The 21,636-nt window shown below is 70.0% G+C and carries 27 protein-coding genes and 1 tRNA gene; 24 read left to right on the top strand and 4 right to left on the bottom strand.

Translation table 11 applies throughout. From position 1 onward, the window contains the following. Nucleotides 1–12 precede the first annotated feature (12 nt). The 22 genes from OG858_RS21805 (at nucleotide 13) to OG858_RS21910 (ending at nucleotide 17,901) form a co-directional block, all read left to right on the top strand. The gene (locus OG858_RS21805; RefSeq protein ID WP_328544586.1) at nucleotides 13–189 is read left to right on the top strand and encodes a hypothetical protein; all 177 of its coding nucleotides are present in this window, start codon (nucleotides 13–15) and stop codon (nucleotides 187–189) included. Next, nucleotides 186–1,361, top strand: a complete 1,176-nt coding sequence (locus OG858_RS21810) for a phage portal protein (RefSeq protein WP_328544585.1) — start codon at nucleotides 186–188, stop codon at nucleotides 1,359–1,361. The genes OG858_RS21805 and OG858_RS21810 overlap by 4 nt, the downstream gene beginning before the upstream one ends. After that, nucleotides 1,358–2,161, top strand: coding sequence for an HK97 family phage prohead protease (locus OG858_RS21815; protein WP_328544584.1), 804 nt, complete (start codon nucleotides 1,358–1,360; stop codon nucleotides 2,159–2,161). The genes OG858_RS21810 and OG858_RS21815 overlap by 4 nt, the downstream gene beginning before the upstream one ends. A gap of 138 nt (nucleotides 2,162–2,299) precedes the next feature. Next, the gene (locus OG858_RS21820; protein WP_328544583.1) at nucleotides 2,300–3,721 is read left to right on the top strand and encodes a phage major capsid family protein; all 1,422 of its coding nucleotides are present in this window, start codon (nucleotides 2,300–2,302) and stop codon (nucleotides 3,719–3,721) included. 74 nt (nucleotides 3,722–3,795) lie between these two features. Continuing rightward, nucleotides 3,796–4,182 carry a hypothetical protein gene (locus OG858_RS21825; RefSeq protein ID WP_328544582.1) on the top strand — a complete coding sequence of 129 codons (387 nt, stop codon included), beginning with the start codon at nucleotides 3,796–3,798 and terminating at the stop codon, nucleotides 4,180–4,182. Nucleotides 4,183–4,193: 11 nt separating this feature from the next. After that, complete coding sequence (locus OG858_RS21830; RefSeq protein WP_328544581.1) at nucleotides 4,194–4,481, top strand: hypothetical protein; 288 nt, start codon at nucleotides 4,194–4,196, stop codon at nucleotides 4,479–4,481. Between the two features lie 6 nt (nucleotides 4,482–4,487). Further along, complete coding sequence (locus OG858_RS21835) at nucleotides 4,488–5,090, top strand: phage gp6-like head-tail connector protein (RefSeq protein WP_328544580.1); 603 nt, start codon at nucleotides 4,488–4,490, stop codon at nucleotides 5,088–5,090. Nucleotides 5,091–5,099: 9 nt separating this feature from the next. Next, entirely contained in the window at nucleotides 5,100–5,549 is a 450-nt protein-coding gene (locus OG858_RS21840) for a hypothetical protein (RefSeq protein ID WP_328544579.1), read from the top strand. Beyond that, nucleotides 5,549–5,746, top strand: coding sequence for a hypothetical protein (locus OG858_RS21845; protein WP_328544578.1), 198 nt, complete (start codon nucleotides 5,549–5,551; stop codon nucleotides 5,744–5,746). Before OG858_RS21840 ends, OG858_RS21845 begins: the two co-directional genes overlap by 1 nt. A 1-nt stretch (nucleotide 5,747) precedes the next feature. After that, nucleotides 5,748–6,485, top strand: coding sequence for a hypothetical protein (locus OG858_RS21850; protein ID WP_328544577.1), 738 nt, complete (start codon nucleotides 5,748–5,750; stop codon nucleotides 6,483–6,485). 71 nt (nucleotides 6,486–6,556) lie between these two features. Continuing rightward, a complete protein-coding gene (locus OG858_RS21855) occupies nucleotides 6,557–6,958 on the top strand; it encodes a phage tail tube protein (protein WP_319070454.1) in 402 nt (133 codons plus the stop codon). Further along, a complete protein-coding gene (locus tag OG858_RS21860) occupies nucleotides 6,958–7,488 on the top strand; it encodes a hypothetical protein (protein ID WP_319262720.1) in 531 nt (176 codons plus the stop codon). The genes OG858_RS21855 and OG858_RS21860 overlap by 1 nt, the downstream gene beginning before the upstream one ends. A gap of 12 nt (nucleotides 7,489–7,500) precedes the next feature. Next, nucleotides 7,501–7,890: a type 2 periplasmic-binding domain-containing protein gene (locus OG858_RS21865; RefSeq protein ID WP_328544576.1), complete on the top strand. Its 390-nt coding sequence runs from the start codon at nucleotides 7,501–7,503 to the stop codon at nucleotides 7,888–7,890. 158 nt (nucleotides 7,891–8,048) lie between these two features. After that, the gene (locus tag OG858_RS21870) at nucleotides 8,049–10,343 is read left to right on the top strand and encodes a phage tail tape measure protein (protein WP_328544575.1); all 2,295 of its coding nucleotides are present in this window, start codon (nucleotides 8,049–8,051) and stop codon (nucleotides 10,341–10,343) included. Nucleotides 10,344–10,356: 13 nt separating this feature from the next. Further along, nucleotides 10,357–11,742 carry a hypothetical protein gene (locus tag OG858_RS21875; protein ID WP_328544574.1) on the top strand — a complete coding sequence of 462 codons (1,386 nt, stop codon included), beginning with the start codon at nucleotides 10,357–10,359 and terminating at the stop codon, nucleotides 11,740–11,742. A 1-nt stretch (nucleotide 11,743) separates the two neighbouring features. Beyond that, complete coding sequence (locus OG858_RS21880; protein ID WP_328544573.1) at nucleotides 11,744–14,473, top strand: alkaline phosphatase D family protein; 2,730 nt, start codon at nucleotides 11,744–11,746, stop codon at nucleotides 14,471–14,473. A gap of 10 nt (nucleotides 14,474–14,483) precedes the next feature. Further along, on the top strand, nucleotides 14,484–15,014 hold the full coding sequence (locus OG858_RS21885) for a hypothetical protein (RefSeq protein ID WP_328544572.1): 531 nt from the start codon (nucleotides 14,484–14,486) through the stop codon (nucleotides 15,012–15,014). Between the two features lie 24 nt (nucleotides 15,015–15,038). Continuing rightward, a complete protein-coding gene (locus OG858_RS21890) occupies nucleotides 15,039–16,133 on the top strand; it encodes an L-type lectin family protein (protein ID WP_328544571.1) in 1,095 nt (364 codons plus the stop codon). A gap of 64 nt (nucleotides 16,134–16,197) precedes the next feature. Beyond that, on the top strand, nucleotides 16,198–16,911 hold the full coding sequence (locus OG858_RS21895) for a peptidoglycan recognition protein family protein (RefSeq protein ID WP_328544570.1): 714 nt from the start codon (nucleotides 16,198–16,200) through the stop codon (nucleotides 16,909–16,911). Nucleotides 16,912–16,919: 8 nt separating this feature from the next. Then, nucleotides 16,920–17,147, top strand: a complete 228-nt coding sequence (locus tag OG858_RS21900) for a holin (protein WP_328544569.1) — start codon at nucleotides 16,920–16,922, stop codon at nucleotides 17,145–17,147. Next, nucleotides 17,111–17,572 (top strand): hypothetical protein, encoded by a 462-nt coding sequence (locus OG858_RS21905; RefSeq protein ID WP_328544568.1) that lies wholly within the window; start codon nucleotides 17,111–17,113, stop codon nucleotides 17,570–17,572. Before OG858_RS21900 ends, OG858_RS21905 begins: the two co-directional genes overlap by 37 nt. Then, nucleotides 17,569–17,901: a hypothetical protein gene (locus tag OG858_RS21910; RefSeq protein ID WP_328544567.1), complete on the top strand. Its 333-nt coding sequence runs from the start codon at nucleotides 17,569–17,571 to the stop codon at nucleotides 17,899–17,901. Before OG858_RS21905 ends, OG858_RS21910 begins: the two co-directional genes overlap by 4 nt. A gap of 57 nt (nucleotides 17,902–17,958) precedes the next feature. Here OG858_RS21910 and OG858_RS21915 read toward each other — a convergent pair whose 3' ends face one another. Continuing rightward, nucleotides 17,959–18,204, bottom strand: coding sequence for a GntR family transcriptional regulator (locus OG858_RS21915; RefSeq protein WP_328544566.1), 246 nt, complete (start codon nucleotides 18,202–18,204; stop codon nucleotides 17,959–17,961). 143 nt (nucleotides 18,205–18,347) lie between these two features. Between OG858_RS21915 and OG858_RS21920 the strand changes: the two genes are divergently transcribed. Together OG858_RS21920 and OG858_RS21925 are read left to right on the top strand one after the other, a co-directional pair. After that, nucleotides 18,348–18,545 carry a hypothetical protein gene (locus OG858_RS21920; RefSeq protein WP_328544565.1) on the top strand — a complete coding sequence of 66 codons (198 nt, stop codon included), beginning with the start codon at nucleotides 18,348–18,350 and terminating at the stop codon, nucleotides 18,543–18,545. Then, nucleotides 18,542–18,808, top strand: a complete 267-nt coding sequence (locus OG858_RS21925) for a hypothetical protein (protein WP_328544564.1) — start codon at nucleotides 18,542–18,544, stop codon at nucleotides 18,806–18,808. The genes OG858_RS21920 and OG858_RS21925 overlap by 4 nt, the downstream gene beginning before the upstream one ends. 174 nt (nucleotides 18,809–18,982) lie before the next feature. On the opposite strand, the gene OG858_RS21930 is transcribed toward OG858_RS21925, so the two are convergent. The 3 genes from OG858_RS21930 to OG858_RS21940 all read right to left on the bottom strand — a co-directional run bounded on the left by OG858_RS21930 (nucleotide 18,983) and on the right by OG858_RS21940 (nucleotide 21,535). After that, nucleotides 18,983–19,258 (bottom strand): helix-turn-helix domain-containing protein, encoded by a 276-nt coding sequence (locus OG858_RS21930; protein WP_328544563.1) that lies wholly within the window; start codon nucleotides 19,256–19,258, stop codon nucleotides 18,983–18,985. Nucleotides 19,259–19,583: 325 nt separating this feature from the next. Further along, nucleotides 19,584–19,656 (bottom strand) — tRNA-Lys (locus OG858_RS21935). A gap of 313 nt (nucleotides 19,657–19,969) precedes the next feature. Further along, the gene (locus OG858_RS21940; protein WP_256961149.1) at nucleotides 19,970–21,535 is read right to left on the bottom strand and encodes an amino acid permease; all 1,566 of its coding nucleotides are present in this window, start codon (nucleotides 21,533–21,535) and stop codon (nucleotides 19,970–19,972) included. Nucleotides 21,536–21,636: the final 101 nt, after the last annotated feature.

The following is a 21,636-nucleotide window of genomic DNA, read 5'->3' on the forward strand; positions in this document are numbered from 1 at the left end:
GGAGGGGGCGTAGTGCGCGAGCGGATGACGACCGTGCTCGACACCGCAGGCCTGCTGCTCGTCGCGGCCGGCGCGGGCGCCGGGGTGTACCAGTGGCTGGGGTGGGCGGCGCTCGGCGTCAGCGGCGTCGTGGTGCTCGGTGGTTCCTGGCTGGCCTCCGGCCCCGGCGGGAAGGGCGGTAAGACGTGAGCCTGTTCCGTCGACGCGACCACGCGGGTCAGACCGCCGACCAGATCATCCCGCCCCGGCCCGGCACCGGCGGCGGCATGGCGGCCGTCACGAACGAGACGGCGCTCAGGCACTCGGCGGTGTGGGCGTGCCTGCGCCTGCGGGCGAACCTGATCAGCACCATGCCGGTGGACCTGTACCGCAAGGTCGACGGGATCCAGGTCGAGGTGCCTAAGCCGCCTGTCCTCGTCACCCCCGGGGGCGCCGAGGTGGAGATGCCCGAGTGGCTGTACTCCAGCCAGTTCGACCTCGACCGGGCGGGGAACACAGTCGGGCTGATCACCGCGAAGGACGGGCTCGGCTTCCCGGCACGCATCGAGCTGGCGCCGATCGGCGACGTCACGGTGCGGATGCGCAAGGGCAAGAAGACCTACAAGATCGGCGGCAAGATCTACCAGCCGGACGAGGTCTGGCACGAGAAGCAGTACACCGTGGCCGGCCTGTCGGTCGGCCTGTCCCCGGTGGCGTACGCGGCGTGGTCGATCAGCGAGTACCTGTCGATCCAGCGGTTCGCCCTCGACTGGTTCTCCGGCGGCGCGATCCCCAGTGCGCACCTGAAGAACACGGCGAAGCTGCTGACCCAAGAGCAGGCAGACGGAGCGAAGCAGAAGTTCAAGGCGGCCGTCGCCAACCGGGATCTCTTCGTCACCGGCATGGACTGGGACTACGAGATGATCCAGGCCGAGCAGGCGGGCGCCGACTGGATCGCGGCCAAGTCCGCCAGCATCGGGGACATCGCCCGCTACTTCGATTGCCCGTCCGACCTGATCGACGCGGCCGTGTCCGGCAGCTCGGTCACGTACGCCAACATGACCCAGCGCAACCTTCAGTTCCTGGTCATGTCGCTGGGCCCCGCGGTCAAGCGGCGCGAGGACGCACTGAGCCGACTCACCTCCCGGCCACGGTTCGTGAAGCTCAACAGCAACGCGCTGCTGCGGATGGACCCGCAGACCCAGGCCGCCGTCCTGAAGACGCAGATCGACGCTCGCGTGCTGGCCCCGTCCGAGGCCCGCACGTACTACGACCGGCCGCCGTTCACCGAGGGCCAGCTGGCGGAGTTCGACCGGCTGTTCGGCAAGGGCACCACGCCGACACCCACCACCGCGACCCCGCAAGGAGGCACCACCCCATGACCGACATGGCGACCCTGCGGCAGCAGGCTGCCCAGGCCCGCGCCGGCTCGGCGGGCTCGACGGCGATGGCCGTTCCCCGCGACCGACCCGAGTCCCCAGAGATCCGCTTCACCTCGCAGCTGCGCGCGAAGAAGGTCCAGCGCGACGACATGGAGTGGTACCAGGTCGAGGGCTACGCCTCGGCGTTCGAGCAGGGCTACGAGATGTGGGACATGTTCGGGCCCTACACCGAGATCGTCTCCAAGGGCGCCGCCGACAAGACCCTGGCCGCTGACCCGGAGGTCGTGTTCCGCTTCAACCACGCGGGCACCCCGATGGCCAGCACCAGGAACAGCCGACTCGAACTGTGGGCGGACGACCAGGGCCTCGGCCAGCGCGCGTGGCTGAACCCCAAGCGGTCGGACGTGCAGCTGCTCGTCCAAGCCATCGAGGACGCCGACGTGCGCGAGCAGTCGTTCATGTTCCGCATCACCTCGGGACAGTGGTCCCCCGACTACACCGAGTACCGCATCGCCGAGTTCGACCTCGAGCGCGGCGACGTCGGCCCCGTCACCTACGGCGCCAACCCGCACACGTCCGTCGCCGCCCGGTCCGGGGAATTCCTGGACCTGATCCCCAACCTGCCCGCGCTGGTCGCCCGCGAGGCCTACGCCCGCCTGGGCCAGCGCTCCGATCTGACCGCCGCTCCCGTGCCCGCGCCGCAGATGTCGCCGCCCACGCGTGCGACGGCACCGGCCGCCACCGGGCGGTCGATCTCCATGCTCCGCACTCAGCTGCTCGTCGAGCAGGGCGAGGACTGAGCACACCTGACACAGCGCGCTCTCCGGCAGACGCCCGGAGGCGACCGCCTGTGCCGCCCGGCAGATGACCCGGGTGGGCCGTGGCCCCCGCTGTTGCTGCACCCACCACGACCCCATCTGTACGGAGGGAACACACCCATGCCCGGAACCATCGACGACCTGATCGCAGCGATCGAGGTCGAGAAGGAGGCCGCGGAGAAGCGGCTGAAGAAGTGCGGCGCCGAGGTTCAGCTGATCCTCGACAAGGCGCAGCAGGACGGCCGCGCCGCGCTGACCGGCGAGGAGGACCAGCGGGTCACCGAGCTGTTCGCCGCGCGCGACCAGGCCCGGACCGACATCGTCGGCATCGAGACGAAGCTGGCCAACGCCAACAAGATCAAGACGGAGGAGATGGAGCGGGAGACGAAGCAGCGGGAGACCCGGGCGACCGAGACCCGCAAGCCGTCCTACGACCAGGTCGCCCGCGTCGGCCAGGAGGAGCGGACCTACCGCCCCGACACGGACGCCCGCGGCAAGGGCTTCCTGATGGACGTCTCCCGACAGTTCCTGTTCCAGGACGTGGAGGCCTCGCACCGCCTCGCCCAGCACATGCGTGAGGAGCGCGTCGAGCGGGCCGAGTACATGCAGCGTGCGGTCGGCACGGGCGCGTTCGCGGGCCTGACCGTCCCGCAGTACCTGACGGATCTCTACGCCCCGGCAACGGCGGCGCTGCGGCCGTTCGCGGACGTCTGCAACCGGCACCCGCTGCCCGAGTCCGGCATGTCGGTGAACATCTCCCGGATCACGACCGCGACCAGCGCGGCCCTGCAGGCGTCGGAGAACGCGGCGGTGTCCGAGACGAACATGGACGACACCCTGCTGACGGTGAACGTGCAGACGGCGGCCGGCCAGCAGACAGTGTCCCGGCAGGCGATCGACCGCGGCACGGGCATCGAGGACGTCACGATGCAGGACCTGTTCAACCGGGTCGCCACCGTGCTCGACTCGACGCTGCTCAACCAGGCCACCAACGGCCTGACGAACGTGGCGAACGCCAACGCCTACACCGACGGCACGCCGACCGGCGCCGAGCTGTACCCGAAGATCCTCGGGGCGGCTGCGGGTGTCGAAGGGGCGCTGCTGGCGATGGGCCGTCCGAGCCACGCGGTGATGCACTCGCGCCGCTGGTACTGGCTGTCGAGCCAGATGTCGTCCACCTGGCCGATGATCAACTGGGCGGGAATCCCCGTTCAGGCAGGCGGTGTGGCGAACGCGAACAGCTCCTACGCCTCCGGCCCCCGCGGTGTCCTGCCGTGCGGCCTGGAGGTCGTCGTCGACAACAACATCGCGACGAACCTGGGCGCGGGCACGAACGAGGACGAGATCTACGTGGTGCCGTCCTCGGAGTGCCACCTGTGGGAGGACCCGAACGCGCCGCTGTTCATCCGTGCCGAGCAGCCGGCCGCCGCGTCGCTGGGCGTGCTGCTGGTGGCGTACTCGTACTTCGCGTACACCTTCGCCCGCTACACCAACGGCACGCAGAAGGTCGGCGGCACCGGCCTGGTCACGCCCGCGTTCTGACCGTCCCCACCGCGCGGCCCGAGTCGTTCGGGCCGCGCGGTCCACCACGGCACAGGGACGGGAGGTCCACCAGCATGCCGACCATCACCGCGCTCGGCGGCGAGCGGTACCCGAACAGTGCGCGCCTGTCGGCCGCGCAGACCGGCGACGGCGCCTCGACGAACATCGTCGACCGGGGCGCTGCGACCGAACGCCCGGCGCTGCTCACCATCGTCACCACGGTCGGCGCCACGCCGACCTGTACCTACGCGATCGAGGGCAGCGCCGACGGGACGACGTGGTTCGCCGTCTCCTACGCCGAGACCGCCACGCCGGAGACTCCGGCCGTCGACACCTTCGACATCACCTCGGCGACCACCACCCGCATGATCCTGCGGGCCAACCAGCCATGGCGGTTTCTGCGGCTGACGTACTCGGCGAACACGAACGTCACGAACACCGCTGACGTGCACGTCTTCTGAGGAGGACACATATGGCCAAGGACGAGACCATGATCGCCGCGCTGCTGCGCGAGCGGGAGGGTTACAAGCGGCGCTCGCTGGACGACCGCGTGCGCCAGGTCGACGAGCAGCTGGAGCACTACGGCTATTCGGGCGCCCCGGACGAGAACGACGGACCGCAGGGCCGCACCGGGGAGACGAAGCGGACCGCCGATGCGGGCAAGCCTGCGGCGAAGAGGACCGCGGCCAAGAAGACGGCCGCGAGCAAGCCGTCCGACGAGCCCACGACCGAGCAGGCCGACCAGCCGCTGGCGGAGTGACCGCCCGTGGCCAACGAGTACGGCGACCTGGCTACCTTGCGGCGACGCGCGGGGCTGGCCGCCGACGACGAGAGTCAGGACGCCGACCTGACGTCCGCGCTGGGGGCCGCGTCCGGCTCGATCAATCTGACGTGCGGGCGGCGCTTCTGGCTGGACCCCGCTCCGGTCGCGCGCATCTACCGCGCGAGCGGGCGCGTGGTGTGCGAGCCGGACGGCGAGCTGCTGCTGGTCGACGACATCGGCGACGTGGACGATCTCGTCGTCGAGACCGGCCCCCTCGGAGGCCCGTGGACCGCGGTCACCGGCTACGAGACGAGCCCGGACAACGCGCTCGCCGACGGCAAGCCGATCACTGGCCTGCTCCTGCCGAACAGCACCTGGTCGCGCGGCAGCACCACGCGCGTGCGGGTGACCACTCGCTTCGGCTGGCCGGCTACCCCGCCCGATATCACCGAGGCCGCGTACATCCAGGCCACCCGCCTGTTCAAGCGGAAGAACTCCCCGGAGGGGATCCTCGGCTCGGCGGAGTGGGGTGTCGTCCGGCTGTCCCGCCGGGACCCCGATGTGTGGGCCCTGCTTGAGCCGTACGTCCTGCCAGGCTTCGGATAAGGGGACACCGTGCAGATCTCTGCGATCCGCGACGCCATCGCCGACGCCGCCCGCGCTGTGACCCTGCCCGCAGGAACCGGGAAGCTGACGTGCACCGGCTACGTACCGGACGCGGTCGCGGCCCCCTGCTTCTTCGTGGCTGAGGTCGAGGTCAACTACGACAAGGCCATGGGACGCAAGCTCGACGAGCTGCTGTTCACCTGCCGCGCGCTGATCGGCCGGGCGGACGACCGCACTTCCCAGCGCATCCTCGACGGCCTGCTGTCCGGCAGCGGCGGGGCCTCGCTGAAGCAGGCGATCGAGGTCGCGCGCGGGGCGCCCGGAGAGATGGCCCTGGGCGGGCTGGCTGACGACCTGCACCTGCAGCGCGTGCAGGGCTACCGCTGGTACGAGCACGAGGGCACCACCTATGTCGGCGCCGAACTGATCATCAAGGTCATCGGACCGGGAGACATCTGATGAGGATCCGCATCACCCAGCAGCAGCCCGCCGGCGCCATGCTCCACGGGGTGCCGTGGCCGGGCGAGGGCGAGGAGATCGACCTGCCCACCACCCAGGCCGCGCACCTGGTGGCGTCCGGCGTCGCCGAGGAAGTTACCGAGACGGAGCCGAAGCCGAAGCGGCGCGGCCGGTCGCGAGACGAGCAGGAGGGGTGACGTGCCGAAGACGATCCTCACCAGCGTCAGGTGCTTCGCGGTCGGCGTCGACCTGACGGGCAACACCAACAAGGTCGAACTCTCGGCGGAGGTCGAGTCGAAGGACTCCACGAACTACGCCTCGAACGGCTGGGGCGAGGTCATGGGCGGCCTGGCCTCGGCGGAGCTGTCGGCCGAAGGACAGTGGGAAGCAGGCGACCCGGCCAAGGTCGACGACGCGTCGTGGTCCCAGCTCGGCGGCATCGGCCCCTGGTCGGTCAGCGCGAACAACTCGGCAGCCGTCGGCGACCTCGCCTACCTGGTGAGCGCGCTGCGCTCCGACTACAAGCTGCTCGACGCGGTCGGCGAGGTCGCCCCGTGGACCGGCACCGCCAAGTCGGCGTGGCCGGTGGCGCGCGGGCAGTTCGCCCACCCGCCCGGCACCGCCCGCACCGCCACGGGTACGGGCACCGGCCTGGAGCTGGGCGCGGTCGCGGCCGGCAGGCGGCTGTACGCCACACTGCACGTGCTGTCCGTGGCGGGCACCACGCCGTCCATCACCGCCCGGGTGGAGTCCGACGACAACTCCGGGTTCTCGTCGGCCACCACGCGGCTGACGTTCGACGCGGCCACCGCCGTGGGCGGGCAGATCCTGCGCACCGACGGCACCGCCATCACCGACACCTGGTGGCGCATGGCCTGGACCATCTCCGGCACCACGCCGTCGTTCCTGTTCGCCGGCGCGCTCGGCATCCAGTAACCCCTGCTCAACCTCTGGCCCGTATGCGGGCCCTTCGTCATGCCCTGAAAGGAGGGCCCGCCGTGCCCAAGATGGTTCTGACAGCGGAGTACCTGTCCATCAACGCCAACGTCCTGAACGAGTACACCCGCAAGGCCGAACTCACGGTCGAGGTCGAGGAGAAGGACGTCACGAACTACGCCTCGCTCGGCTGGAAGGAAGTCCTCGGCGGCATCAAGTCGGCGGAGCTGGGGTGCGAGTTTCTGCAGGACTTCGCTGCCACCGAACTCGATTCGATCATGTGGCCGCTGCTGGGCACGGTCGTCCCGTTCGAAGTACGGGCAGACCAGGCCGCGGTCGGTACGTCCAACCCGAAGTACACCGGCAACATCCTGATCACCGGCTGGTCGCCGCTGACAGGGTCGGTCGGCGACGAGGCCACCGTCTCGCAGGGCTTCCCCACGAGCGGCGCCGTGACGAGGGCAACGTCCTGATGGCCGAGGGCCGCCGCGCATCGTCTGCCTCCCTCAACCTCCGGCTCACGCCGCAGAACCTGCGGAACATCTCCCGCGCTCTGCGCGCCGAGGAAGACGGGAAGGAGCTGCGCAAGGAGCTGACCCGCAACATGCGGGAGGCGCTGAAGCCGGGTGCCGTCCAGGCCAAGAGCAACATCATGTCGATGGCGTCCGCGACTCCTCACGGCGGCCCGGCGCTGAAGTCCTCGATCGCCCGGAAGATCCGGCCCGAGGTCCGCATCAGCGGCAAGTTCCCCGGCGCCAAGATCAAGGCGTTCAAGACGCCGAACATCCGCGGCTTCGCCAATGCCGCCAAGCGCACCAACCGCGCGAGCGGCTGGCGGCACCCGGTCTACGGCAACCGCGAGGTGTGGGCCCAGCAGACCGGCAAGGTCAAGTGGTTCGACCACGCCTTCGAGGGCCAGCGCAACACCTATGAGCACGCCGTGAAATCCGCGCTGGCGGACATGGTCAACCGGATCGCTTCGCGGTCCACCGGCACCTCCTGAAAGGCGGTCACCTTGAAGGTCACGTACACCCCCGAAGACGGCGAGCCGCAGGTCTTCGACTACAACCCGAACAAGCTGATGTCGGTCGAGCGCGAGGCGCTGGAGCGGGTCACCGGCAGGCCCTTCAGCGACTTCGCCATGGGTGTGTTGAAGGGCCATGGGCTGTGCCGTCGCGCGCTGCTGCACGTCCTGCTGAAGCGGCAGCACCCGACGCTTCGCCTCGACGACGTCGACTTCGCGTGGGACGAGCTGACGGTCGAGATGACCCAGGGCGAGCTCGACCTCGCGGTGGCCCGGCTCCGGGAGAAGGGCGGCGACGAGCAGATGATCGACGCCATGCTCAAGCAGCGAGAGACGGCGCCGGAGGACGAGGGAAAAGCCCGGCTGCCCTTCGCCGTCTGAGGAACCTCGGCCTCGCCGCCCACGTGCTGAGCATGACCCCCCGTGACTGGGACGCCTGCACGGTCGAGGAGGAGGACCACCTCTTGGCCTGGCTGGACGAGTACAGCGCGCAGATGGAGAAGAACGCCCGCAAGACCGGACGGTAGAGAGGGGGCTTGATGTCGGACACCAGTCTCGTCTTCGCCCTGTCCGCCCGGAACGATGTCGGCGAGGGCATGCGCGACGCGCGGGAGACCGTGCAGGACGAATCGGCGGCGATGGCTGCCGACGCCGGGGACGGCGGCGCTGCTGCGGGCGCCGGCTTCGGCGAGACGCTGAAGGCAGGGGTGGCCACCGCGATGGTGGCCGTGGGCGCCATCGTCGCGGCCGGGTTCGCCGAGGCGCTCGATCAGTCCCGTCTGTCCAGCAAGCTGGCCGCACAACTGGACCTGACGAAGGAGGAGTCGGCCCGCGTCGGCGGCGTGGCCGGCGACCTGTTCGCCGACGCCTACGGCGACAGCTTCGAGACGGTGAACACCGCGGTCGGCTCGGTGATGTCGTCGATCGAGGGCATGGCGAATGCCTCCGAGGGAGAGCTGAAGACGGCGACCGCCGAGGCCCTGAACTTCGCCGAGGCCTTCGACATCGACGTCACCCGCGCGGCGCAGAGCGCGGGCGTGGCGATTCAGGCAGGGCTGGCCGAGGATGCCACCGAAGCGTTCGACCTGATGACGGCCGCCGCGTCCAAGGTCCCCGCCCACCTGCGTGAGGGAGTCCTCGACGCTGCCGACGAGTACGGCCAGTTCTTCAAGACGCTCGGATTCAGCGGCGAGGAAGCGTTCGCGGTCCTCGTCGACGGGGCGAAGAAGGGCGAGTTCGGCATCGACAAAGCCGGTGACGCGATCAAGGAATTCACGATCCTGTCCACCGACATGTCGACCGCCAGCCAGGCCGCTTACGAGACGATCGGCCTGGACGCGGGCGAGATGGCCAACGCGATCCTCGCCGGCGGTGACTCCGCCAAGGAGGCCACCCAGAAGATCATCGACGGGCTGCTCGGCATCCCGGATCCGGCCGACCAGGCCAACACTGCGATCGCCCTGTTCGGCACGCCGCTGGAAGACCTCAACGTCAAAGACATCCCCGACTTCCTGGAGTCCCTCAAGGGCGCCTCTGGTTCGATGGACGACTTCGGCGGTGCGGCGAAGCGGGCGGGCGACACGCTGCGCGACAACGCCGGCACGAAGATCGAGGCGTTCAAGCGCGGCCTGCAGCAGGATCTCGTGGACTTCCTCGGCGGCACAGTGATCCCGGGCCTCATCAACTTCAGGGCCCGCTTCAAGGACGTGTTCGGCAGCATCTGGGAGGAGGCGGGCGCGGACGGCTCCGAGGGAGTCGACCGGATCGTCAACTTCTTCCAGACCCTAGGCCAGCGGATCGTTCAGAAGGTCATCGAGTTCGCGCCGAAGGCCGCCGACGCGCTGCTCGGATTCGGCCAGACCATGGCCGACTACGCCATGGCCAACCCCGAGAAGGTCTTCAAGATCGCCGTGATCGCGGGGGCGCTGACCCTGGCGCTCGTCGCGCTGCCCATGCTCGTCGCCGGAGCGATCGGCGCCACCGCATTCCTGATCATGGCCGGGTTCGTGTCGAAGCTCGTCACCGGCCTGGGCGAGAACATCCCCCAGTGGTGGGACAGTTTCACCAGCTGGATCAGCACCAAAGCAGGCGAAGCAGGCCAGACCTTCACCGTGCTCGGTGCCGCGATCGGCCTGTGGTTCTCAGGCCTGTGGAGCCGGTACGTGTCCGGTCCGGTCGGCCGCCAGTGGGACGCGTGGACCGGCAGCGTGCAGGCCCTGCCCGGCCGGGCGGTCACCGCCCTGTCCTCTCTCGGCACCAGGCTGGCGGGCGTGGCCAGCAGCGCGGGCCAGCGTTTCAAGGACGCGGCCGTGAACAAGGCCGTCAACTTCCTCGCCTGGATAGGCGGGCTCCCCGGCCGGACCGTCTCAGCCGTCGGCAACCTCGGCAGCCTGCTCTACGGCAAAGGCCGCGACGTGGTGACCGGGCTGTGGTCCGGCATCTCCTCGCTCGGCGGCTGGCTGTGGTCGCAGGTGCGGAACTTCGTCTCCTCCAACATCGTCGACGCCGCGTCCTCATTCCTGGACATCGGCTCGCCCTCAAAGCTGATGGCCGACGAGATCGGGCACTGGCTGCCGCCCGGTATCGCCGAGGGTGCCGAGGACAACCGCGGCGTCCTGGACGACACGATGCGCGGGCTCGTCGACCCCACCCTCGCCATGCCCGGGGCAGGGCGCTTCACCGGCGGGGCGCTGGGCGCGTCGTCCGCTACAGCCGCCGCACAGGTGACCGTGCGCGTCGTCATCGACGGCCCGCAGGCCATGACCCGACTGCTCCGCGAGATCGTCGCCGACGTCGGCGGCGGCAGCGTGCAGCGGGCGTTCGGTACCCCGTAAGGAGGCCCGCACCGTGGTGTTCCCGAGCACGCCCCTGATCGTCACCATCAGCCTGTTCCTGGGCGGCGCGTGGGTGGACATCACCGCCGACGTCCTCAACCGGGACAAGATCGCGGTCATCTGGGGGCGACAGGACTGGGCCTCGACCGCTGACCCGACCCGCTGCCCGCTCACCCTGAACAACGGCCACAGCGTCGCGAGCCCCGGCATCCTCGGCCGGTACTCGCGCCGCAACCCGCGCTCTGATCTGTTCGGGCTGCTGGGGCTGAGCACGCTGGTGGCCGTCGACCTCACCACCCCGGGCGGCACGGTCGTCGGCCGGTTCGAGGGCTACATCACCAGCTGGCCCACCCGCTGGGACGTCTCCGGCAACGACGTCTACACCACCGTCACGGCCTCCGGGATGCAGCGCCGTCTGATGCAGGGAACCAAAGCCCTCAAGGACGCGCTGCGCCGTCACGTCGGCACCGCCCTGCCCCTGCGGTACTGGCCGCTGACCGACGGCGAGCGGGCGATTGAGGGCTCCGAGGTCGCGGTCGGCGGCCAGCCCATCCGCGCCATCGGCACGGCCGGTTCCTTCTACCAGGGACAGCCCGACTGGGGGAAAGGGTCCCTCGCGCCGTGGCTGGACCCGACGGTGCAGCTGCCCGCCAGCACCGAGGGCACCCTCACCGTCAAGGTGCCGCCGATGACGCTGACGTCGTGGTCTGCCGACCACTACCGGGCCGGAGCCGGTGGCATCGACGACGACTTCGCCGTCTTCGACACCGGGCAGGGCACGGACGCCGATCCGATCCTGGCGTGGATCGTGGTCACCGACCGGGTCGCCAACAACGTCGAACTGCTGGTGCTGTCGGCGGGCGAGACCACGTCGTCCGTCTCCTCCCTCACGACCGTCGCCACCCCCGGCATCTACGACGACTCACTGCACATGATCCGGCTGACGACCACCGCAGACGGCGCCTCGACGGACTGGGAACTTTTCATCGACGGTGACTCCGTGGCCAGCGGCACGCACGCCGTACCGCACCGGCCCGTCAGCAGATTCCGCTACCGGTGGGGGGCGTTCGCCTCGATGGCCGAGCCCATGGCGCTGGGGCACATCACCTACTGGGGAGCCTCGCCCCCGTCCGCCGCCGACACGTGGCAGGCCGCGCAGGGCTACAACCGGGAGTTGGCCGGACGGCGGATCGAGCGGCTGTGCGCCGAGCAGGGCGTGCCGCTGCTGGTGAACGGCAACCTCGACCAGACCCCGCGCATGGGCCCGCAGAAGAGCGGGGCGTTCCTCGACCTGCTGCAGTCGGCGGCCGACGTCGACGGCGGCATCGTCTACGACTCGCGGGACACCGCCGGCCTGGCCTACCGGACCCAACGATCCAAGTACAACCAGGGGGTGTGAGATGGCGTTCAGCGTGTCCTCGGTCTGGACCGGCGCGACCACCGACACCAGCGCGGTCGTCAAGGCCCGGCTCACGGCGGCCACCGCGAGCACGCTCCTGGTCGCCGACAACGAGGCCATGACCGGGGCGGTGACGCTCGGCCCGGTCTCCCCCGGCGCCGACAACGTCATCGTGTGGACCGTCACCGGCCTCGACCCGGGCACCCCCTACTGGGTCGTCGTCGACGACGGCGCCCTCAACACGTCCTACAAGGCCACGTTCCGCACCCATGCCGCACCGGCCGGCGAACGGTTCAGCTACACCTTCGGCGCGGCCGGTGACGCGGGCCTGACCGGCGACGGCTACACGGGCGGTATCACCAACGCCGTCTCCAACAGCGCGGTCTTCGACACCATGCGCGCGCAGGCCGCGGCCGAGGAGTGGCTGTGGTTCAGCCATCTCGGCGACCTGCACTACAAGAACATCGCCACCAACGACGTCGCCGCGTACCGCCTGGCCTACTTCGACAACATGAACTACGGCCTGGTCGTGAACCCCGGGGCCCGGCAGTCGGAGTTCTTCCGCTCCCTCGCCAGCACCTACGTGTGGGACGACCACGATTTCGGCGCGAACAACTCCAACCGCACCAGCGCGTCCAACCCGGCAGCCAACCAGGTCTACCGCGAGTGGGTGCCGCACTACACGCTGCCGGGCGGGAGTACCGGGATCCACCAGAGCTGGCAGGTCGGCCGCGTCCTCTACATCGCCTCCGACGTGCGCTCGTTCCGCGACCCCAACACCGACCCGCAGACCCCCGCCAAGACGCTGCTGGGCTCGGCTCAGAAGGCGTGGATGGAAAGCCTGCTGTCCACTGCCCGGGACGATGGGGCGGAGGCCCTGGTGTGGCAGTCGCCGTCCCGCTGGGTGGGCACCGACGACACCTGGTCGGACTTCCTGCACGAGCGCCTTGAGATGGTGCAGATGTTCGGCGACACGGGCTGGCTGGACCGCATGGTCATGGTGACCGCCGACATGCACGCCCTGTCGATCTGCTCCGGCCCCCACAACCCCTACGGCCGGTTCCCCATGTTCATGTTCGCGGGCATGGACGCGGGCGCCTGGTCGACGTCGACCACCGACTACGACATCGGTTCCGTCTCCGGCCGCCAGCAGTACGGCACGATGCGCGTCCAGGACAGCGGCCACACCATCGCGCTGACCGGGACCGGCTACCGCGACGGCACCGAGATGATGCGGCACACCGCCTACGTCCAGGCCACCGGCCGGGTGTTCGCCCTGGATTATGCGGCTGGCCACGTCTCGGCCCCGTTCGAGCCGACCGACGACGACCAGAAGCTGCGCAACGAGATCACCGCCCGCAGGACGGACGGCGGCGAGTACACCTACAGCAAGCTGGAGGGCCCGCAGAACGTCAACGATCCGGCCTCGGACGTCGACGGTGTAGGCGTGTACGACGAGGGCATCGAGGTGAACGTCGCCACCGACGAGCAGCTGCCCGACCAGGCCTCGTGGCGCGTCTTCCTCTCCACCGTCGACGAGGACCGCTACCCCATGGTGCGTGTCGACCTCGCCGCGAACCCGGACTTGGCCGACGAGCTGACCGGCCTCAACCCGGGCGACCGGGTCACTATCGCCAACCCGCCCGACTGGCTGGCGCCGGGCCCGATCGAGCTGATCGTCGAGGGCGGCACCGAACCGATCGGCCACCCGAACGACTGGGACATGCAGCTCAACGCCTCGCCCGGCTCGCCGTGGATAGTGGCCTACGTCGTGGCGAGCGCGGCGGATGCGGGCACGAACATGCCCAACCGGTGCGACACCAGCAGTAGCTACCTGGTCAACGCCGTCGACGCCGACGACACTGCGTTCCTCGTCCACACCCCATCCGACGGGATCTTCGACCGCGCCCCGTGGATCATCTCCGCCGGCCTGGCCGACGCCCCCAACCTCAAGGCCACGCACTTCCCGTTCGACCTGAAGCTCGGCGGGGAAACCGTCCGCGCCACCGCCCTGGCCCCGTTCGCCTACGACAGCTTCACCCGCACTGTCGGCGCGGGATCCTGGGGCACATCCGACGGCGGGCAGGCGTGGACGCTCGTCGGCGGCACGACCTCGGAGCGCAGCGTGGACGGGACGCGGGGGCTGGTCTCCCTGCCGTCCACGCCAGCGACCATCCGCCTGCAGACCCTGCCCGACAGCATCGCCGACTGTGAGATCCGGGCCCGGTTGTCCGTCAGCGCTGTCGCCACCGGCGACAGCATCGTCCCCGGGGTGCTCATGCGGTACACGGGCGCCAGCGACTTCTACCGGGCCCGCATCCACTTCGGCCTCAGCGGCGTCCTGTCTGTGTCCGTCACCCGCGGCAGCACCCAGATCGGCAGCACGGTGACACTGCCCCATCCGTACACCGCGGGCGCGGAGTTCGAGATTCGGGTGCGCCTGGTCGGGCACCGGATCCTGGCGCGCGTGTGGCGCACCGGCACGGGCGAACCGCAGCAGTGGCACTGCGACCAGACAGTCACGAGCAGCCCGATCGACACGGGCCAGGTCGGATGCACCGCGTCCGCATTCTCCGGCAACACCAACGTCAGCCCCGTGTGCCGCTTCGACCAGTACGAGGTCATCACCCCGCAGCGGGCCACGGTCACCCGCGGCATCAACACCATCGAGAAGTCGCATGCGGCCGACGCCCCGATCTCGCTCGCCCAGCCCGCACCCGTCCCCCTGTAGGAGGCCCTGAGTGTCCATTCCCCAGTGGTTCGCGGGCCAGATCCTGATCGCGGACGACATGAACGCCCGGAACGAGCGGCTGGTCCAGCAGGAGAACGACCAGACCGTCACGTCCTCGACCACGGTCATCAACTCGGAGATCACGTTCACGCCGGAGCCGAACGCGACCTATCAGTACTGGCTGTGGTTGTCCTACTCGGCGACGATCAACTGCGGGTTCCGGTGGAGCTGGCTCGCCGCCGGCGCGACGTTCTGCTCGTTCACGCAGTCCATCTCCAGCCCCGGCGCGAGCGGCACCGCGAACACCCCGCAGTCCGTGAACTTCCGGCGCCCGGCGAACACCACCGGCCGTCTCGCCGGCGGCTCCGACGCCGCCTCACCGCCGACGAACTTCCATTCGGCCTACGACCAGGGGACGTTCGTCACCGACGGCACCATCAGCGCCATCACCGTGCAGTTCGCTCAGGCCGTCTCGCACGCCAACCAGACGATCCTGCGTGGCGGCAACAACACCCGCATGGTCTACCGCCGCATCGGCTGACCCCTGCCTGGAAGGACCACGCCCATGCCGCTGCCCGCGGGCGTCGAGACGGTGACCGTGTCGTCCGGCGAGCCCCTGACCCTGCCAAACGGCACCCCGATACAGGGCCGTCTCATCTTCACCAGCCCGAACCTGGTCACGATCGGCGAGGACGACCTGGTCCTCGGCGGCGACGCCGAGGCGACGCTGACCGACGGCGAGTTCAGCGTCGAGCTGGTCGCGACCGACGCGACCGGCATGAGCCCTTCGGGGTGGACGTACCAGGTACGGGCGCTACTCACGAACGCGCCCGGCTGGACCCGCTACCTGTCCCTGCCGAAGGCGACACCGGCCGTGGCCCTGGCTGACGTCCTCGTACCCGACCCGGTCGAGGGCGAGTTCACCACGCTGGCCGCACCGCGGGGAGGGGCCACCCTCGCCACGGACGGCGTCCCTGCGGCGTCGCTCGGCATCGACGGCGACTGGGCTCTCGACACTGGCACGCGCCGCCTGTACGGGCCCAAGGCGTCCGGGGCGTGGACGGTGTTCTCGGTGATCCCGGCGCCGACCGCGTCCGGGTGGACCCGCAACGGGTTCGCCGCCCTCGGCGGTACCGACCTGTATCTGACCCGGGAGTCGGATGGGTTCGGCGCCGGCTCGTCCTGGTTCGGGACGGCGCAGGCTACGGACGGCCTGGACGTCACCTTCGAGGTGGAGATGTCCGGCGGGACCGGCGCGGACGGTGTCTGCTTCGCACTCGCCGATCCAGCCACCGCGTCGTCGTTCGTCGGCGCGGGCGGTGGGGACCTCGGCCTCGTCGGCTGCACGTCCGTCGCCCTGGCCCTGGACACCGGAGCGGGTTCCCGGGCCCGCGTCGTGACGACCGACGCCGACAGCATGGACACCGTGGCCACCTACGGCGGAGCACTGACGCTGCGGCCGGCCCCGGTGGCGGTGCGGGTGCGGTACGCGGACGGCGCTCTGTCCGCGTGGGTTGATGGCGTGAACATCTTCGACGCGGTCGCGGTCGCCGCCCCGGTCAACGCGCGGGTCGGGTGGACCGGGGCGAACGGCGGACTCACCGACGACCACATCGTCCGCGACGCCCAGTTCGTCGCCCGCGGCGGCATCCAACTCTGAACACCCGTCCGGCACACTGCCCTGCGGCCGTCGGCCCGGGGCCTTTCTCATGTCTGGAGGCCCCATGGCCACACCACTGTCCGCGTCCAAGTTCCTCGCCGCCCTGAAGGCGGAGGGCGTGAAGGTCGTCGAGGTCGGCGACTGGGAGGACCACAACCGCAACCACATGGGCGCGTGGGGCCCGGTGAACGGGGTGATGGTCCACCACACCGTCACCAAGGGCACCGCCAACACGGTCGCCATCTGCCGCGCCGGCTACTCCGGGCTGCCCGGCCCGCTGTGCCACGGCGTTGTCGCCAAGAACGGCGTCATCCACCTCGTCGGCTACGGCCGCACCAACCACGCCGGCTCCGGTGACGACGATGTCCTCACTGCGGTCATCGGCGAGAAGACGCTGCCCGCGCCGAACGAGGCGAACACCGACGGCAACGCCCGCTTCTACGGCTTCGAGTGCGAGAACCTCGGCGACGGCAACGACCCGTGGCCCGCCGTCCAGGTCGAGGCCATGGTGCGCGCGGCTGCCGCGATCTGCCGGGCGCACGGCTGGGGCAAGGAAGGCGACACGTCCGTGATCGGCCACAAGGAGTGGCAGCCCGGCAAGGTAGACCCGCGCGGCCCCGGGGTGTCCATGCCCGACATCCGCAAGCGCGTCGCCGAGCGGCTGAAGCACCCCGCGTCGTGGTCGCCGGGCACCACCCCGCCGGCCCCGAAGCCGCCCACGACCGAGGAGCGGCTGACCGCTCTGGAGAAGCGCGTCACCGCGCTGGAAACGAAGTGAGGAACACCATGGCATCCCCCTCCGCCCCGATCGAGAAGAAGGTCAAGGTCGCGACCGCGCTCGCCTACCTGGTGGGCGTCGCCGGGCTCGCGATCGTTGGCGCCGTCACCGACGACCCGTCCCTCATCAGCTCCATGCCCGACGCGCTGGAGCCGTTCGTCCTCGCGATGCTGCCCGCGGCCGCCGCCGCGATCGGCGGGTGGGCCGCACCGCACACGCCGCGATCGGACGTCTGATGCTCGCCCCGGCCGCCCGGCAGGCCGCCCAGAGGCTGGGCCGCCGGGGCGCCATCCTCCTCAGCTACAGCGTCGTGTGGGGCCTGTACGGATACGCGCAGATCGCCTCACCAGCCCCCGAACAACGCGGCCTCGAACCGCTACTGGCCCTGATGCCGCTCGACGTGTGGGGCTCGCTGTGGATCGCCACCGGCATCGTCGCCGCCGTATCGGCGTGGCTCCCGCAGGGCTGGGACTGGCCAGGCTTCCCGGCCCTTCAGCTGATCGTGCTGCCATGGATCGGCAGCAACCTGGCCACCTGGATCTTGGGGGAGTTTCCTAGGGGGTGGATCGCCGCTCTCGTCTGGGGAGCCATCTGCGTGCCCGTCTGGGTGACGGCTGGCTGGCGTGAGGCCCCGCGCGTGAAGAGAGTGAGCAACGCATGACGGTGGAGATGTGGGTGCAGGGCGGGCTGACGGCCGTGACGGGGATCGGGGCTGCACTGGCCGGGCGGGCGGCTCGGCGTACACGCCGCCAGGAGCGGAGGGACGACTTCACCGCAGTCAAGGACGCGCTGAACGAGCGCATCGACGAGCTGAAGCAGACCCAGTCCCAGCAGCAGGAGCAGCTCACCGGGCAGGGGGCCGCGATCGCCTGGCTCGTGGGCGACCGCCGCAGCCTCGTCGGCTACATACGGAAGGCGGGGATGGAGCCCCCGGCTCCTCGGCCGATTCCGGTGAGGGCTCAGCCCTACCTCGACCACCTCGACGTGTAAGCCCGATGACTACGCCCCCTTCCGCCTTCGGGCGGGAGGGGGCGTTTCGTCATGTCCTCACCCGGTCGGAGGCTCGTCCACCACGAACGTCCCGAGCCCCACTTCGCCCCGCAGCCAGCCCTCCGCACGCAGGTGCGCGAGTGCCTTCTGGCTCGTCGACGAGGCCACGCCCAGCTTGGTCGCCAGCTCGAGCGTGGACGGCACCCGGGAGCCGGGCGGGTACTCGCCGCTGACGATGCGGTCGATGACGTACTGCGCCACCTGCCTCCAGACGGGCCGCGTCCGGTCAAGATCCTCACCCATGCGGCGAACGTAGGTTCCCGCACCATGCCGCGCGACCGCGCCATCCCTCGGCAAGTCGCGGTATGGCGCGGTAAGGTCACAGCATGTAGCACCCCCGCGCCGTGCGACCGGCCGGGGGCGTGGACGACTGGACTGGAGTCGACATGGCGAACAGTACGCGCCCGCCCACCCCCACCAACAGGCCCGCCGTGGGCTACTGCTCGTGGCACGAGGGCCACAGCCGCACCGCCCTTCTCGTACAGGTCACCCCGGACCAAGGGTCAGGCACCGGCACCCCCGACCTGTACGCGTGCGCCCCCTGCCGCAGCGCCTACGACCTCACCCCCGTAGGCCAGCAGTGAGCACCCGCACCCTGCCCACCCTCTGGCAGCTGACCCCCGGGCAGCGCGAAGCCACCCACTGCGTGTGGTGCGGCGCCCCGCTCGGCGAGAACGCGATTCGCGCGGGCCTGGCTGTCGGCTACTGGGGCGCCCACAACCGCAGCGTCGCCGTCTACCAGCACCCCACCAGCGAGCAAGGAGACCCGCAGTGCCCAAGCCCGGCATCATCCCCGCCCGCGACATCCCGCCCGGCCCTCGCGGACTCGGCGGCTACTGCTGGGTGAAGGACCCCCGCACAAAGCTCCACTGCTGCCAGCCGGTGGGCCACGAGGGTCAGGGTGTAGAGCATTTGCACCCGTACGTCACGCCGCCGGTCCGCTGGCGGTAGCTCCGTAGCTCCTCGGCGCTGCGCCGCACCTTCCGGCGCCGAGGCGGCCGTCCCCTGCCGACAGGGGCGGTCAGGGCCCGCCGTCCACGTCCCCCGTCGCGGCGGCGGGCCCATCCACCAGCAGATCGGCGAGCGGCACACCGAGAGCGCGGGCGATCTTCAGCAGCGTCGACAGCCGCACGTCCTCGCCGGCCTCGACCCGCTGGAGCGTGACTCGGTCGACTCGGGCCGCGAGGTAGAGCTTCTCCTGGGTGAGGTTCTGGTGGAGGCGCTCGGCACGCACGCGGTCACCGACGGCCCGGCGGTGGGCCGCGATCCAGGCGTCATCGTCGGGCAGCTCTTGCATCCGACACACAGTCGACCGAAGATCATCGAGAGTCAGCCGAAGATATTCCGCATCACTTGATCTTGAGTGGGCATCAGCCCCATCACGAACTCCCCTGAGGAAGTGACACCAGTCACCCCAGGGCGCCATGCCGCCGAAGGCGTTGGGGCCGCAAGGCCCCGGACAGGACGCTGGAGGCGGGCCGGGCGGTCACCCTCGCGGGTGGCCGCCCGTGCTCGTTGTCGCCAGGATTTCGGGCCAGCAGCGGGCCAGCAGGACGACACGAGACGGTACGAGAACGACCGAGCCCCCAGCTCTAAGTACCTCTGAGCTGGGGGCTCTTGCGTAGGCCCTGTGGGACTCGAACCCACAACCAATGGATTAAAAGTCCACTGCTCTGCCAATTGAGCTAAGGGCCCCGGCGATGTTGCCTCCCCGAGCATAGCCGGACGTGGCCGGGACTCCGATCGGGTATCGGTGACCCGGCCGCGTCGGCGAGCCGCAAAAAGGTCCGCCGTAGAACAGAACGGGCGGAAGATCGCCGGAAGTGGGGCGAGTTGGCTGGTCCCCGAACCCCGTGAAGCATGGTGCCCGAACCGCCTCCGGCACGGCGCCCGAACTCCCTCCGGCACGGCGCCCGAACTCCGTCCGGCATGGCGCCCGAGCCCTCGTCCGGCCCGGCACCCGAACCCCGTCCCCCGGAGGAACACCCGCCCCCGACCGACCGATCCGTTACGGCGCCCCCGCCCCCTTCCGCGCCGCCTCCCGGGCCACGCTGCGCTCGTGCTCGGGGTTGAGGAACCAGTGGCGGGCGGAAGCGACCCACCAGATCGCGGCGAAACCCAGCACCGCCAGCACGGCGACGGGCGCATAGTTGAAGTTCTCCCAGGTGACCGGAGCCAGCTGCGGGAGCATGAACAGGACGGTGATCACGAAGACCCAGATCACCGCGATGATGCCGATCGCCCGCGACCAGCGGCCCAGATGCCAGGGCCCCTTTTCGAACGCGTCGCCCTTGCGCAGCCGCAGCAGGGTCGGGATGACGTACGCGATGTAGAGGCCGATCACCGCGATCGAGGTGACGGCGGCATACGCCGTGACATTGATCAAGTACGGGAGCCCCAGTACCAGCGCGCCGCCCGCCGCCAGCCAGACCGCCGCCACGGGGGTGCGGGTACGCGGGCTGACCGTGTGCCAGACGTGCGAGAACGGGAGCGCGCCGTCGCGTGAGAAGGCGTAGATCATGCGGCTGTTGGCGGTGACGGAGGCCATCCCGCAGAAGAGCTGCGCGCCGATGATGACGAGGAGGAGCAGCTTGCCGCCGGTCGCGCCGAGCGCGTCGAGCAGGATCTGCGCGGGCGGCACCCCGGTGGCCGACTCGCGGGCACCGTCGTAGGACTGGATGGCGAAGGTGAAGCCGAGGAGGAGGACGAAGCCCGCCACCCAGGACGTCCAGATGGACTGGACGATGCCCTTGGGGCCGGCCGTCGACGCGTCGTGCGTCTCCTCGGTCATGTGGGCGGAGGCGTCGTACCCGGTGAAGGTGTACTGCGCCATCAGCAGGCCCAGCAGCACCACGTACAGCCCGCTGCCCCAGCCCGTGTTGTTGACGAACTCGGTGAACACGAACGACGCCGACTGATGGCTGTCGGGGACGATGGCGAGCGCGCCGACGATGACGACGACACCCACGACGTGCCACCACACGCTGATGCTGTTCAGCAGGCCGACGATGCGTACGCCGAAGGTGTTCAGGAGGCCGTGCAGCAGCAGGATCGCGGCGAAGAGAAGGATCGTCCGGCCCGGTGTCACCTCGAAGCCGAACTCGAGGTTCAGGTACGCCGCCAGGAAGGACGCCGCGCCGAAGTCGATGCCGGCGGTCACGGCGACCTGGCCGAGCACGTTGAACCAGCCCGTGAACCACGCCCAGGCGGCCGCGCTGCGCTCCGGTGCCAGTCGGTGGGCCCAGAAGTACAGCCCGGCGGAGGTCGGATAGGCCGAGCAGATCTCGGCCATGGCCAGGCCCACGAAGAGCGTCATCAGGCCGACCGCGACCCAGCCCCAGGTGATCACCGCGGGCCCGCCGGTGTTCATGCCGAAGAGGTAGAGGGTCATACAGCCGGAGAGGACCGAGATGATCGTGAAGGAGACCGCGTAGTTGGAGAACGCGGACATACGGCGGGCGAGGACCTGCGTGTAGCCCAGCTGGGCGAGGCGTTCCTCGTCGGACACCGAGACCGACACAGAGTCCGGAGCCGAAGCCCCGGCTGCCCCACGGGCTATGTCGTCATCTGTCATGCCCCCAGCAATTCCCTTCCCAGGGACGTGACATGCGCCACACCATGGCCGAAAACCGGCGGGAACCGGGGCGGGAACCGGGCAGAGCAAAGGCGGAACAC

This window comes from Streptomyces europaeiscabiei (assembly GCF_036346855.1).
GTDB lineage: Bacteria > Actinomycetota > Actinomycetes > Streptomycetales > Streptomycetaceae > Streptomyces > Streptomyces europaeiscabiei.

Excerpts from the sequence above, each read along its gene's own strand:
- OG858_RS21815 (WP_328544584.1), top strand. The coding sequence starts at position 1,358 with ATGACCGACATGGCGACCCTGCGGCAGCAGGCTGCCCAGGCCCGCGCC.
- OG858_RS21820 (WP_328544583.1), top strand. The coding sequence starts at position 2,300 with ATGCCCGGAACCATCGACGACCTGATCGCAGCGATCGAGGTCGAGAAG.
- OG858_RS21825 (WP_328544582.1), top strand. The coding sequence starts at position 3,796 with ATGCCGACCATCACCGCGCTCGGCGGCGAGCGGTACCCGAACAGTGCG.
- OG858_RS21830 (WP_328544581.1), top strand. The coding sequence starts at position 4,194 with ATGGCCAAGGACGAGACCATGATCGCCGCGCTGCTGCGCGAGCGGGAG.
- OG858_RS21845 (WP_328544578.1), top strand. The coding sequence starts at position 5,549 with ATGAGGATCCGCATCACCCAGCAGCAGCCCGCCGGCGCCATGCTCCAC.
- OG858_RS21855 (WP_319070454.1), top strand. The coding sequence starts at position 6,557 with ATGGTTCTGACAGCGGAGTACCTGTCCATCAACGCCAACGTCCTGAAC.
- OG858_RS21860 (WP_319262720.1), top strand. The coding sequence starts at position 6,958 with ATGGCCGAGGGCCGCCGCGCATCGTCTGCCTCCCTCAACCTCCGGCTC.
- OG858_RS21870 (WP_328544575.1), top strand. The coding sequence starts at position 8,049 with ATGTCGGACACCAGTCTCGTCTTCGCCCTGTCCGCCCGGAACGATGTC.
- OG858_RS21880 (WP_328544573.1), top strand. The coding sequence starts at position 11,744 with ATGGCGTTCAGCGTGTCCTCGGTCTGGACCGGCGCGACCACCGACACC.
- OG858_RS21890 (WP_328544571.1), top strand. The coding sequence starts at position 15,039 with ATGCCGCTGCCCGCGGGCGTCGAGACGGTGACCGTGTCGTCCGGCGAG.
- OG858_RS21895 (WP_328544570.1), top strand. The coding sequence starts at position 16,198 with ATGGCCACACCACTGTCCGCGTCCAAGTTCCTCGCCGCCCTGAAGGCG.
- OG858_RS21900 (WP_328544569.1), top strand. The coding sequence starts at position 16,920 with ATGGCATCCCCCTCCGCCCCGATCGAGAAGAAGGTCAAGGTCGCGACC.
- OG858_RS21910 (WP_328544567.1), top strand. The coding sequence starts at position 17,569 with ATGACGGTGGAGATGTGGGTGCAGGGCGGGCTGACGGCCGTGACGGGG.
- OG858_RS21915 (WP_328544566.1), bottom strand. The coding sequence starts at position 18,204 with ATGGGTGAGGATCTTGACCGGACGCGGCCCGTCTGGAGGCAGGTGGCG.
- OG858_RS21920 (WP_328544565.1), top strand. The coding sequence starts at position 18,348 with ATGGCGAACAGTACGCGCCCGCCCACCCCCACCAACAGGCCCGCCGTG.
- OG858_RS21930 (WP_328544563.1), bottom strand. The coding sequence starts at position 19,258 with ATGCAAGAGCTGCCCGACGATGACGCCTGGATCGCGGCCCACCGCCGG.
- OG858_RS21940 (WP_256961149.1), bottom strand. The coding sequence starts at position 21,535 with ATGACAGATGACGACATAGCCCGTGGGGCAGCCGGGGCTTCGGCTCCG.